This window comes from Micromonospora sp. CMU55-4 (assembly GCF_011602315.1).
Classification (GTDB): Bacteria; Actinomycetota; Actinomycetes; order Mycobacteriales; family Micromonosporaceae; genus Micromonospora; species Micromonospora chalcea.
Map to the genome: position 1 here is coordinate 1 of NZ_JAAOLH010000026.1, position 11867 is coordinate 11867.

Annotated in this window: 12 protein-coding genes; 8 read left to right on the plus strand and 4 right to left on the minus strand. The window is 71.3% G+C overall.

From position 1 onward, the window contains the following. Positions 1-108 precede the first annotated feature (108 nt). On the minus strand, positions 109-375 hold the full coding sequence (rpsT, locus tag HA073_RS29000; protein ID WP_030503107.1) for a 30S ribosomal protein S20: 267 nt from the start codon (positions 373-375) through the stop codon (positions 109-111). Positions 376-802: 427 nt separating this feature from the next. Then, positions 803-1903, minus strand: coding sequence for a phosphotransferase family protein (locus tag HA073_RS29005; RefSeq protein ID WP_240926015.1), 1101 nt, complete (start codon positions 1901-1903; stop codon positions 803-805). Here HA073_RS29005 and HA073_RS29010 point away from each other — a divergent pair. From HA073_RS29010 to HA073_RS29040, 7 genes are all read left to right on the plus strand, one after another. Then, positions 1902-2438 carry a DUF4240 domain-containing protein gene (locus HA073_RS29010; protein WP_043328995.1) on the plus strand — a complete coding sequence of 179 codons (537 nt, stop codon included), beginning with the start codon at positions 1902-1904 and terminating at the stop codon, positions 2436-2438. The two genes, HA073_RS29005 and HA073_RS29010, sit on opposite strands and share 2 nt — an antisense overlap. A 106-nt stretch (positions 2439-2544) precedes the next feature. Next, positions 2545-4422 carry a translation elongation factor 4 gene (gene lepA, locus HA073_RS29015; RefSeq protein WP_069087980.1) on the plus strand — a complete coding sequence of 626 codons (1878 nt, stop codon included), beginning with the start codon at positions 2545-2547 and terminating at the stop codon, positions 4420-4422. A gap of 220 nt (positions 4423-4642) precedes the next feature. Beyond that, positions 4643-4930 carry a GlsB/YeaQ/YmgE family stress response membrane protein gene (locus HA073_RS29020; RefSeq protein WP_043328996.1) on the plus strand — a complete coding sequence of 96 codons (288 nt, stop codon included), beginning with the start codon at positions 4643-4645 and terminating at the stop codon, positions 4928-4930. A gap of 250 nt (positions 4931-5180) precedes the next feature. Beyond that, on the plus strand, positions 5181-5465 hold the full coding sequence (locus HA073_RS29025; RefSeq protein WP_043328998.1) for a GlsB/YeaQ/YmgE family stress response membrane protein: 285 nt from the start codon (positions 5181-5183) through the stop codon (positions 5463-5465). A gap of 222 nt (positions 5466-5687) precedes the next feature. Then, the gene (locus tag HA073_RS29030) at positions 5688-6980 is read left to right on the plus strand and encodes a sugar ABC transporter substrate-binding protein (protein ID WP_043329000.1); all 1293 of its coding nucleotides are present in this window, start codon (positions 5688-5690) and stop codon (positions 6978-6980) included. Beyond that, positions 6977-7963, plus strand: coding sequence for a carbohydrate ABC transporter permease (locus HA073_RS29035; RefSeq protein ID WP_166457759.1), 987 nt, complete (start codon positions 6977-6979; stop codon positions 7961-7963). The genes HA073_RS29030 and HA073_RS29035 overlap by 4 nt, the downstream gene beginning before the upstream one ends. Beyond that, positions 7960-8793 (plus strand): carbohydrate ABC transporter permease, encoded by an 834-nt coding sequence (locus tag HA073_RS29040; protein WP_064448692.1) that lies wholly within the window; start codon positions 7960-7962, stop codon positions 8791-8793. Before HA073_RS29035 ends, HA073_RS29040 begins: the two co-directional genes overlap by 4 nt. 13 nt (positions 8794-8806) lie before the next feature. Here the strand turns inward: HA073_RS29040 and HA073_RS29045 are convergent, their stop codons facing one another. Next, positions 8807-9667, minus strand: coding sequence for a hypothetical protein (locus HA073_RS29045; RefSeq protein ID WP_030503116.1), 861 nt, complete (start codon positions 9665-9667; stop codon positions 8807-8809). Between the two features lie 149 nt (positions 9668-9816). Continuing rightward, positions 9817-10602, minus strand: coding sequence for an enoyl-CoA hydratase family protein (locus HA073_RS29050; protein ID WP_166457760.1), 786 nt, complete (start codon positions 10600-10602; stop codon positions 9817-9819). Between the two features lie 19 nt (positions 10603-10621). Between HA073_RS29050 and hemW the strand changes: the two genes are divergently transcribed. Then, positions 10622-11845, plus strand: coding sequence for a radical SAM family heme chaperone HemW (gene hemW / locus HA073_RS29055; protein ID WP_176722777.1), 1224 nt, complete (start codon positions 10622-10624; stop codon positions 11843-11845). Positions 11846-11867: the final 22 nt, after the last annotated feature.

Sequence of the window (11867 nt, forward strand, 5' to 3'; positions counted from 1 at the left end):
TCAGGGGGCCGTTTCGTACCAAGATCTGCGGCGTGATCGGAGTGGGACAGCCGGAAGCCCCGTGGGCTCGATGGCCCCGGGGCTTCCGGTCGGGATCTGCGGTGCCGGTCAGGCAGAGAACGAGGCGACGCGCTTGGCGATCGCCGACTTCCGGTTGGCCGCCTGGTTGGCGTGGATGACACCCTTGCTGGCAGCCTTGTCCAGCTTCCGGGTGGCCTCACGCATCAGCACGGTGGCCTTCTCGGCGTCGCCCGCCTCGGCAGCCTCGTGGAACTTCCGGATGGCGGTCTTCAGCGACGACTTGACCGACTTGTTACGCAGCCGGCGCTTCTCGTTCTGCCGGTTGCGCTTGATCTGGGACTTGATGTTCGCCACGCGACAGCCTCGTCTTGATAGCTCGGGTTGGTCTGCTTTCGCGCACGACGAGCATGCGTCATCGCCGCGCGAAAAGCCAGGCTACCAGGTCGGTCCCCGACGAGCCAAAACGCCTCCGGCCGGGGCCCACCTGCCACCGTCACCAGCATGCCGTCGCACCCAGCGATCACACCAGTCCGATCGGCGTTTCCAGGCTGGTCGAGCGGCGCGCCACTTCGGGGAAGTGGCGGGGCCAGGGCCGGTGTGATGTGGCCATTTCCCCGTGCTGGTGTGGATCAAGGGCGAGGGCCGGTGGACGGGCGCGCCAGTTCGGGGAGGTGGCGGGGCCAGGGCCGGTGTGATGTGGCCATTTCCCCGTGCTGGTGTGGATCAAGGGGGGAGAGGGCCGGTTCGGTGGGATGCGGCCACTTCGCCGAACCGGGGTGGATCACGGGGAACCGGCGGGGTGGGGCCGGGCCCAGCCTCGCCGCTCGGCCAGCCAGCTGAGCGCCTGCTCGCCGCTCCAGCGCTGGTGGGCGCGCAGGTGCGGGGACGCCGTCGACGGTTCGGCGGCGGCCCCGGTCAGGTAGTAGCCGGCCAGCGCGGCCAGCGTCACGTCCAGCGCATCAGCGGGCGCCCCTGCCACCGCCGGGTGACCGGCGAACGCGGCGTCCGCGTCCAGGCCACTGGCGTACGCGGTGAGCAGCAGCCCGGCCAGGTCGAACCAGGCCGGCCCGTGACAGAGCCACGGCCAGTCGCACAGCCAGGCGCGCCCGCCGGAGTCGATCAGGAGGTTGTCCACCCGCAGGTCGCCGTGGGCCAGCCCGGGGGCCGCGTCGGCGTACCCGGGCAGGCGCGACTCCAGCGCCACCAGCTCGGCCAGCGGGGCGCCGGCGGCCTGCTCGGGCAGCGGCTCGCGCCCGGCGGCCACCTCGCCCCACCAGAGGATGTCGTCGCGGGCCAGGTCCGCGAGCCGGGGGAGCGGGAGCGCGGCCAGCTGCGCAGGCGGGTCGGCGAGGGCGGCGGCCACCTCGGCGTACGTGGCGAGAGCGGCGTCCAGCTCGGCCGGCGCCCAGGGCAGCGCGGGGGTGTGCCCGTCGATCGCGTCGAGCGCCAGCGCGTACCAGCCGGACTCGGTGAGCGCCCAGCGCGGCCGGGGCACCGGCAGGCCGGCCGGGAGCCGGGCCAGGATCGCCGCCTCGTGGGCGTACCAGTCGACCAGGTGCCGTTGCCCGTGCAGCGCCGCCGCCTTGACGAACACGCGCTCACCGTCTGGGCCGGTCAGCACGGCGGCGAATCCGCTGGTGAACCCGCCGGCGGCCACCCGTACCGCCGCCGGTGGGCCGCCGAGCCGGGCGGCCAGCGCGTTCCGCAGCCCGGCCGGCAGGTCGGCCCAGCCCGGCCGCACGGCCGTCGACCCGTACGCGACGGGCGGGAGTGAGATCGCACGCACCGCACCATGCTGCCGCACGCGGGCCGCGCCGCCCCGCCGCACCGGTGGCGCGCGGCGAACCGGCGCGTCGGAGGGCTCTGCCAGACTGCCTGCCATGAGGACCGACGAGTTCTGGCAGCTGATCGACGACGCCCGCGCCGGGGCCGGGGGAGAGCCCGACGCGGTCGCCGCCCGGGCGGTCGCGCTGCTGGCCGAGCGCGACCCGGAGGAGATCGTCGGGTACGCCCACCACCAGCGGCGGGTGCTCGCCGCCTCCTACCGGGTGGATCTCTGGGGCGCGGCGTACCTGATCAACGGCGGCGCCTCGGACGACGGCTTCGAGTATTTCCGGGGCTGGCTGATGACCCAGGGCCGGGCGGTGTTCGCCAAGGCGGTCGGCGACCCGGACTCGCTCGCCGAGTTGCCGCAGGTGCGGGCGGCGGCGCTCAGCGGCGAGGAGTTCGAGTGCGAGGACATGCTGGCGGTGCCGTGGGACGCGTACCGGAAGGCCACCGCGACCGACCTGCCGGCCGAGCGTGACCCGGTGCCGGTGCCCGACCTGAACGACTTCTGGGACTTCGACGACGAGGAGGAGGCCCGGCGTCGGCTGCCGAGACTGGCCACCCTCTTCGTGGAGCCGCCCGTGGAATAGCAGTGGAGTAAAGGGGGAGTCCGGGCGCTCCCGGGGCGACGTGGGACCATGGAGGGGGCCGGCGGCGCGCCGGCCCGCTCACGTCAGCCGACCAGAACGGACCGCTGTGCCACCGACGCTCGATCCCGGCGCGAACGCTCCTGGTGCCACCGACCCGGCGCGCATCCGGAACTTCTGCATCATCGCCCACATCGACCACGGGAAGTCGACCCTGGCCGACCGGATGTTGCAGCTCACCGGTGTGGTCGACCCACGGCAGATGCGCGCGCAGTACCTGGACCGGATGGACATCGAGCGCGAGCGCGGCATCACCATCAAGAGCCAGGCCGTGCGGATGCCGTGGACGATCCGCGAGGGCGACCGGGCCGGTGAGACGGCCGTGCTCAACATGATCGACACTCCGGGCCACGTGGACTTCACCTACGAGGTGTCCCGTTCGCTGGCTGCCTGCGAGGGCGCGATCCTGCTCGTCGACGCCGCGCAGGGCATCGAGGCGCAGACGCTCGCCAACCTCTACCTGGCGCTCGAGAACGACCTGCACATCATCCCGGTGCTCAACAAGATCGACCTGCCGGCCGCCCAGCCGGAGAAGTACGCCGAGGAGCTGGCGCACCTGATCGGCGGCGATCCGGCGGACTGCATCAAGGTCTCCGGCAAGACCGGCGAGGGCGTGCCGTACCTGCTGGACGAGATCGTCCGGCAGTTCGTGCCGCCGGTGGGTGACGCCGAGGCCCCGGCCCGCGCGATGATCTTCGACTCGGTGTACGACGTCTACCGGGGCGTGGTCACGTACGTCCGGGTGATCGACGGCCGGATCTCGGCCCGGGACCGGATCAAGATGATGTCCACCGGCGCGGTCCACGAGCTGCTGGAGATCGGTGTCATCTCGCCGGAGATGGTCAAGGCCGACGCGCTCGGCGTCGGCGAGGTGGGCTACCTGATCACCGGCGTGAAGGACGTGCGCCAGTCCCGGGTCGGTGACACGGTCACCATCAACAACAACCCGGCCAAGGAGGCGCTCGGCGGTTACAAGGACCCGAAGCCGATGGTCTACTCGGGGCTCTACCCGATCGACGGCTCGGACTACCCGAACCTGCGCGAGGCGCTGGACAAGCTCAAGCTCAACGACGCCGCGCTGGTCTACGAGCCGGAGACCTCCGGCGCGCTGGGCTTCGGCTTCCGCTGCGGCTTCCTCGGCCTGCTGCACCTGGAGATCATCCGGGAGCGGCTGGAGCGGGAGTTCAACCTCGACCTGATCTCCACCGCCCCGAACGTGGTCTACCGGGCCATCCAGGAGGACGGCGAGGAGATCGTGGTCACCAACCCGAGCGAGTACCCGACCGGCAAGATCGCCGAGGTGTACGAGCCGACGGTGCGGGCGACGGTGCTGACCCCGAACGACTACGTCGGCGCGGTGATGGAGCTGTGTCAGGGCCGCCGGGGCAGCCTGCTCGGCATGGACTACCTCTCCGCCGACCGGGTGGAGCTGCGCTACACGCTGCCGCTGGCCGAGATCATCTTCGACTTCTTCGACCAGCTCAAGAGCCGTACCAAGGGTTACGCCTCACTGGACTACGAGCCCTCCGGCGAGCAGGCGTCGGACCTGGTGAAGGTGGACATCCTGCTGCACGGCGAGCCGGTCGACGCGTTCAGCGCGATCGTGCACAAGGACAAGGCGTACACGTACGGCACGACGATCGCGGCGAAGCTGCGTTCGCTGATCCCGCGCCAGCAGTTCGAGGTGCCGATCCAGGCGGCGATCGGCAGCCGGGTGATCGCCCGGGAGACCATCCGCGCGATCCGCAAGGACGTGCTCGCCAAGTGCTACGGCGGTGACATCAGCCGCAAGCGCAAGCTGCTGGAGAAGCAGAAGGAGGGCAAGAAGCGGATGAAGATGGTGGGCCGGGTGGAGGTCCCCCAGGAGGCGTTCATCGCGGCGCTCTCGTCCGACTCCGGTGACGGCAAGCCCGCCGGCAAGAAGTAGCGGTCCGGCTCCGCGCAGCGGCCGGCGTCCCCTCGCAGGGGCGCCGGCCGTTCGCGTACCCAGGAGATTTTCAGCCTCTGGCAGCGCTCCCACCTGCGGGTTCGCGTCAGTCGGGAGGGTGGCGGTCGATACGGCCGGTTTCGGTTTTCGATGCGTCGGGCACTTAGCGGTCACGACAGCAACCGCACAGAACGTGCGAAATCGCTTTAGGAGGACGACCGTGGAGTTCACCGTCTGGGGCATCATCACCGCGCTGGTCGTGGGTCTGATCGTCGGCGCGCTGGGCCGGCTGGTCGTGCCGGGCCGGCAGAACATGCCGATCTGGCTGCACATGGTGATCGGCGTCGGCGCGGCGCTGCTGGGCACCGTCCTGGCCCGCGCGCTCGGCATCGCCACGCAGACCGCCGGCATCGACTGGGCCGAGCTGGCCGTGCAGGTCGTGCTCGCCGCCATCGGTGTGGCCCTGGTGGCCGGCGTCGGCCGCCGCAGCAGCGTCTCGCGTTACTGATCGCATCACGCGCCTCGACGGGTGCCCGGCCGCATCGGCCGGGCACCCGTCGGCGTATTCGGCGCATTGAACCCCGTCGGTGTGCCGGGCCCGCCCGCCGCGCCCGGTTTCGGGGAGAAGCAGCAGGTCAGGGTACGTCTGAACAATTCGTCATCGGAGTCGGTTTGGATTTCCGGGCGGTCGGGAATTTAGCGATCACGACAGTAACCACACAAAAACGTGTGACCGGATCTTAAGGAGGAGGGCGACCATGGAGCTCACCGTTTGGGGCATCATCACGGCGCTGGTCGTTGGTCTGATCGTCGGCGCGCTGGGCCGGCTGGTCGTGCCGGGCCGGCAGAACATGCCCATGTGGCTGCACATGCTGATCGGCGTCGGCGCCGCGCTTCTGGGCACGCTCGTCGCCCGGGCCTCCGGCTTCGCCGAGACCGCCGGCATCGACTGGCGCGAGCTGATGCTGCAGGTGCTGTTCGCCGCGATCGGCGTGGCCCTGGTGGCCGGTGTCGGCCGTCGCCGCGGCGTCTCGCGCTACTGACCCCGCACCACGCGCCTCGACGGGCGCCCGGCCTCACCGGCCGGGCGCCCGTCGGCGTTCGTGGGCTCTGAACTGCCCGGACGGCATCGATGTCGGCCGGGCCCCGGCTGCGATACGGTCGCCTGTGCCCTCCGTCACGAACACCCCCTGTTGTAAAGGAAATTTTCCTACTAAGGTGCGGCGGAGAAGGTTAGTGCCAAACGGCCCTGAGGGAGATATGGCGTGAACAGGTGGAAGCGGCTGGCTCCGGTCACCGCCATCGTGGCGTCGGCCGCGTTGGTGCTGACCGCGTGCGGTGGCTCCGGCGACGACGACAAGGCCGCCGACAACAGCAAGCTCACTGTGTGGATGATGGGTGAGGGCGGCGACGCCCAGACCGCGTTCCTCGACAGCGTCGAGGCGGAGTTCAAGAAGAAGCACCCCGAGACCGACGTGGTGGTGCAGTACATCCCCTGGCTCGAGGCGCCGAAGAAGTTCCAGGCCGCGCTCGCCGGTGGCGAGGGCCCGGACGTCACCGAGCTGGGCAACACCGAGACCCAGGGCTGGGCCGCTCAGGAGGCCCTGGCCGACGTCTCGGACAAGTTCAACGCCTGGTCCGAGGGCAAGGACATCCTGCCCGACCTGGTCAAGAACGCTCAGCTCGACGGCAAGCAGTACGGCGTGCCGTGGTACGCCGGCGTGCGCGCCGTCTACTACCGCACCGACTGGTTCGCCGAGGCCGGCGTGAAGCCGCCGACGACCTGGGACGAGATGGTCGCCGCCGCGAAGGCCGTGCAGGCCAAGAAGCCCGGCACCTACGGCATCGCCCTGCCCGGCAACTCCGAGCTGCCGTTCTACTCCTTCCTCTGGAGTGCCGGCGCGGAGATCGCCACCAAGGAGGGGGACAGCTGGAAGTCCGGCTACAACACCCCCGAGGCGCAGAAGGCGGTCAAGTTCTGGACCGACCTGGTGACAGTGCACAAGGTCGCCCCGCCGGCCGCCGCCGGATGGAACGAGGTCGACGCCCGTACCCAGTTCGCCACCGGCAAGGCCGCGATGGCGTTCGCCGGTAGCTGGCAGGGCGGCGCGATGAAGAAGGACAACCCGGACATCGAGAAGGTCTGGGGCACGTTCCCGATCCCCGGTCCGGACGGCAAGGCCGCCCCGGCGTTCGCCGGTGGCTCCGACATCGCCATCTGGAAGGACAGCGAGCGGGCGGCGCTGGCCTGGGACTACATGACCGTGCTGCTGAGCAAGCAGAAGGACAAGGAGTTCGCCAGCAGCCTCGGGTTCTTCCCGGTCTACCAGGACCTGGTCAGCAGCGGTGACTACGCCAACGACAAGGTGATGGCGGCGTTCGCCACGGCCATCCAGAACACCAAGCTGACCCCGCTCACCCCGAAGTGGGTCGAGGTCAGCCGCACCAAGACGGTGACCCAGGCGATGAACAGCTCGGTCATCAAGGGCCAGAAGACGGTCGAGAAGGCCACCGCCGACGCGGCCACCGAGATCGAAAGCATCCTCAACGCCAAGTGACCACGCTGACCGAGGCCACCGGCGAGGCCGCCGCGCGGGAGACCCCCGCGCGGCGGCGCCGTCGCCGGGTGGACCACCTTCCGTACCTGCTGCTCCTGCCCTGCCTGGCGATCATCGCCGTGCTGCTGCTCTGGCCGCTCGGCCAGGTCGTGTGGATGTCCTTCCACAAGCTGGACAGCGTCCGGCAGCTGCGCGGCGACCGCGAGTGGCCGTGGATCGGCCTGGCCAACTACGCGCAGATCCTCGGCGACCCGTTCTTCCGTACGGTGCTGCGCAACACGGTGCTGTTCGCGGTCGCCAACGTGGCGCTCACGATGGTCCTCGGCACGCTGGTCGGGCTGCTGCTCAACCGCCTGGGCAAGAAGATGGCCACGTTCGTGGCGAGCTGCGTGATGCTCGCCTGGGCCACCCCGGCGCTGACCGGCACGATCGTCTGGAAGTGGATCTTCGACGACACGAGCGGCCTGGTCACGTGGCTGTTCAACAAGCTCCCGGACGGGCTGTCCACGGCGCTGTTCGGGCGCAGCGACTGGACCGGGTACGGCTGGTTCAACGACCCGCTGCTGTTCTTCGCCATCCTGACGCTCGTGGTGGTCTGGCACTCGTTCCCGTTCATCGCGGTGAGCGTGCTGGCCGGGCTCAAGAGCGTGCCGGCGGAGTTGCAGGAGGCGGCCCGGGTCGACGGCGCCGGCCCGTGGAAGGTGTTCTGGAAGGTGACGTTCCCGATCCTGCGGCCGGTCTTCGGCATCCTCGTGGTGCTCTCCACGATCTGGGACTTCAAGGTCTTCACCCAGCAGTTCGTGCTGGCCGGCGGCACCCAGGACCGGTCGACGTTCATGCTGTCGATCTACTCGTACGCGGAGGCGTTCTCACCGCCGCCGAAGTACGGCCTCGGCTCTGCCATCGCCGTGATCCTCACCGTGATCCTGCTCGTGGTGACCGCCCTGTACGTCCGCATGGTGCTGCGGCAGGAGGACGAATGATGAAGAAGATCGCCCTCAACGGCGCGGGCCTGCTGGTCGCGCTCTTCGCCGCGTTCCCGGTCTACTGGATGGTGGCGACGTCGCTGAAGCCCAACCGGGAGATCTTCTCGTCCACGCCCCGGCCGGTGCCGGCCGAGCCGACGCTGGAGCACTACCGGGAGATCCTCACCGGCAACCTGATCCCGGGCGTGACGTTCACCGACTTCTTCCTCAACAGCGTGCTCGTCGCGGGGGCCACGGTGCTGCTGAGCGGGCTGGTCGCGCTGCTCGCCGCGACAGCCGTGGCCCGGTTCCGGTTCAAGCTGCGCACCACGTTCCTGATCATGCTGCTGGTGGTGCAGATGATCCCGCTGGAGGCGCTGGTCATCCCGCTGTTCCTGATGATCCAGCGGCTCGGTCTCTACAACACGCTGCCCAGCCTGATCCTCACGTACCTCGGCTTCTCGCTGCCGTTCGCGGTCTGGATGCTGCGCGGCTTCGTCGCAGCGGTGCCGAAGGAACTGGAGGAGGCCGCCGCCATCGACGGCGCCAGCCGGGCCCAGACGTTCCGCAAGGTGCTGTTCCCGCTGGTCGCGCCCGGCCTGGTCGCCACCAGCATCTTCTCGTTCATCACCGCCTGGAACGAGCTGATCTTCGCGCTGACCTTCATCAACGACCAGCAGAAGTACACGCTGCCGGTGGCGATGACGTTCTTCTTCGGCCGCGACGACACCGCCTGGGGCTCGGTGATGGCCGCGTCCACGCTGTTCACCCTGCCGGTGATCGTCTTCTTCCTGCTGGTGCAGCGCCGGATGGTCTCCGGCCTGGTCGCGGGAGCTGTGAAGGGCTGAGGGCGGCGGCCGGTCAGGCCGCGGCGAACACCTCGGCGCGTACCTCGGTGGCCGGGTCGCCCTTCACCCGGGCCCAGGAGCCCTGCTCGGCGGTCCACTCCAGGTTGCCGAAGCGGACCTTCTTCACGCCGTGGTCGTCGGCGTGCGAGACCAGCCAGTGCGCGTACCGCCAGCCGTTGCGGTCGTCGCCCGCCGGCACGGTGAGCGCGGTCAGGTCCGTCGCCGTGGCCAGCCGGGGCAGCCCCCAGTCCAGCGACAGGCTCTCCAGCACGGCGCTGGCGGCGGCCGGCCCGCGCATCGTCGGCGGCGAACTCACCGTGCAGGCCACCGCGCCGGTCGCGTGGCCGAGCAACGCGCGGGTCAGGACCTCCGACTCGTCGGCCCACTTCTCGTACGCCTCGGGGAAGGCCGACCGCTGCACCCGCTGGGCGGCGTCGGTGACCCGCATCCGCTCCCAGCCCTTGACCTTCTTCAGCGCGGCGTAGAACTTGTTCGCCGCGTACCGCGGGTCCTGGACCTGTTCCGGGGTGCCCCAGCCCTGGCTCGGGCGCTGCTGGAACAGGCCGAGCGAGTCGCGGTCGCCGTGCGCGATGTTGCGCAGGTGCGACTCCTGGTACGCGGTCGCCAGCGCCACCACCACCGCCCGCTCGGGCATCCGGCGCTGCATGCCGATGGCCGCGATGGTCGCCGCGTTCGCCATCTGGTCGGCGCCGAGCACCACCTCGCCGTCGGCCTGCACCGTGCAGGTCCGGCTGGCCAGGGGGAGCCGCAGGTGCTCGCCGAACTGCTTGGTCACGACATAGACCGCGAGCAGCGCCAGTACGCACACCGCAACACCAGATGCCACGATCGCCGCTCGCGTCCGCACCCGCACCCCCTGTCCCGACAGTCCGACAAGCGTACGTCGGCCCCGCGCCGCCGCGTCTCGGCCGAGTGGCCGTCCCGCCACCACGTGACCGGCGCCGTGCCGCCGGGCGGGGCCCGCCACCACCGAAGGTGACCAGCCGGGCCCCGCCGCGCACCTCAGTCTCCGGCGGGCACCCAGGCGGCGGGTCGCTTCTCCCGGAACGCCATGACGCCCTCACGCCCCTCGTCGGAGAGGAAGTACCCGGTGGACAGCGCCGCCAACTCGGCGATCTCGGCCCGCAGGTCAGTCGCGGCGGGCCGGCGCAGCAGCTCCTTCGCCCCGGCCAGCGCCCCCGGCGCGCCCCTGACCAGCGAGGCGCAGTAGCGCTCGACGGCGGCGTCCAGCTCGTCGGCCGGCACCGCGGCGGTGACCAGGCCGACCTCGGCGGCGCGGCGGCCGTCGAACGTGTCGCCGGTCAGGTACAGCTCGGCGGCGGCCCGCTGGTCCAGCCGGGGCAGCACGGTCGCCGAGATCACCGCCGGGATCACCCCGATCCGCACCTCGGTGAACGCGAACGTCGCCTCCTGCGCGCAGACCGCCAGGTCGGCGGCGGCGATCAGGCCCAGCCCGCCGGCCCGGGCCGGCCCGGCGACCTTCGCGACGACCGGCTTCGGGCACTCCCGCACCGCCACCAGCACGTCGCCGAGCATCCCGGCGGGCACCGTGCCACTGGCGTACGCGGCGGCGGTCTCCTTCAGGTCGGCGCCGGAGCAGAAGACCGGGCCGGTGTGGTCGAGCACGATCGCGCGTACCGCGTCGTCGGCGACCGCGTCGGCGAGCCCGGCCAGCAGCTGGGTCATCAGGGGCGTGGAGAGCGCGTTGCGGTTGTGCGGGCTGTCCAGGGTGAGTGTCGTCACCCCACGGGCCGTGGCGACTCGCACGAGAGCGTCCGGAGAGGTCATGCCGGGCACACTAGTGGCCATGCCCGGCGTCCTTCCAGAAGGCGAACCCGTCCCGCGCGACGGATCGCTGCCCGCCACCGCCCGTCGCGCCGTCGGCGCGCGCGGCTTCGGCGTGTACGTCCACGTGCCGTTCTGCGCCAGCCGGTGCGGTTACTGCGACTTCAACACGTACACCGCCTCCGAGCTGGGCGGCGGGGCGAGCCGGGAGACGTACGCCGACTCGGTGCTGGCCGAGCTGGCGCTGGCCGCCCGGGTGCTGGGCGACTCGCCGCCGCAGCGGGTCGACACCGTCTTCGTCGGCGGCGGCACGCCGACCCTGCTGCCCGCCGACGACCTGGCCCGGATCCTCGACGGCATCGACCGCGTCTGGGGGCTGGCCGCCGACGCGGAGGTGACCACCGAGGCCAACCCGGAGTCGGTGACCCCGGAGTCGCTCAAGACGCTGCGGGCGGCCGGCTACACCCGGATCTCGCTGGGCATGCAGTCCGCCGCGCCCGGGGTGCTCGCGGTGCTGGACCGGCGGCACAGCGCGGGCCGGGCCACCGCCGCCGCGCTGGAGGCGCGCGACGCCGGGTTCGAGCACGTGAACCTGGACCTGATCTACGGCACGCCGGGCGAGACGGCAGACGACTTCGCCGCCTCGCTGGCCCAGGTGGTCGACGCGGGGGTGGACCACGTCAGCGCGTACGCCCTGATCGTGGAGGACGGCACCCGGCTGGCCGCGCGGATGCGCCGGGGCGAGCTGCCGTACCCCTCCGACGACGTGGCGGCGGACCGCTACCTGGCCGCGGAGGCGGCGCTCGGCGCAGCCGGCTTCTCCTGGTACGAGGTGTCGAACTGGGCCCGCTCGGCGGCGGCGGCGTGCCGGCACAACCTGCTCTACTGGACCGGCGCCGACTGGTGGGGCCTGGGCCCGGGGGCGCACAGCCACGTCGGCGGCGTGCGCTGGTGGAACGTCAAACACCCGAGCGCGTACGCGGCGCGGCTGGCCGAGGGCGCCTCGCCGGCACTGGCCCGGGAGGTGCTCAGCGCGGACGAGCAGCACATGGAGGACGTGATGCTGCGGGTGCGGCTCGCCTCCGGGCTGCCGCTGGACGTGCTGGACGAGCCCGGCCGGGCGGGCGCCGAGCGGGCCCGGGACGCCGGGCTGCTCGACGCCGGGGCGTACGCGCGGGGGCTTGTGGTGCTGACGCTGCGCGGACGGCTGCTGGCCGACGCGGTGGTACGCGACCTGCTGCCGTGACCGGCGCCGGCCGGCCGCCCCC

Bases quoted from the DNA above. Each gene is read 5' to 3' on its own strand.
- HA073_RS29040 (WP_064448692.1), top strand. From the start codon at position 7,960: ATGATGAAGAAGATCGCCCTCAACGGCGCGGGCCTGCTGGTCGCGCTC.
- HA073_RS29025 (WP_043328998.1), top strand. From the start codon at position 5,181: ATGGAGCTCACCGTTTGGGGCATCATCACGGCGCTGGTCGTTGGTCTG.
- HA073_RS29010 (WP_043328995.1), top strand. From the start codon at position 1,902: ATGAGGACCGACGAGTTCTGGCAGCTGATCGACGACGCCCGCGCCGGG.
- HA073_RS29050 (WP_166457760.1), bottom strand. From the start codon at position 10,602: ATGACCTCTCCGGACGCTCTCGTGCGAGTCGCCACGGCCCGTGGGGTG.
- HA073_RS29005 (WP_240926015.1), bottom strand. From the start codon at position 1,903: ATGGCAGGCAGTCTGGCAGAGCCCTCCGACGCGCCGGTTCGCCGCGCG.
- hemW (WP_176722777.1), top strand. From the start codon at position 10,622: ATGCCCGGCGTCCTTCCAGAAGGCGAACCCGTCCCGCGCGACGGATCG.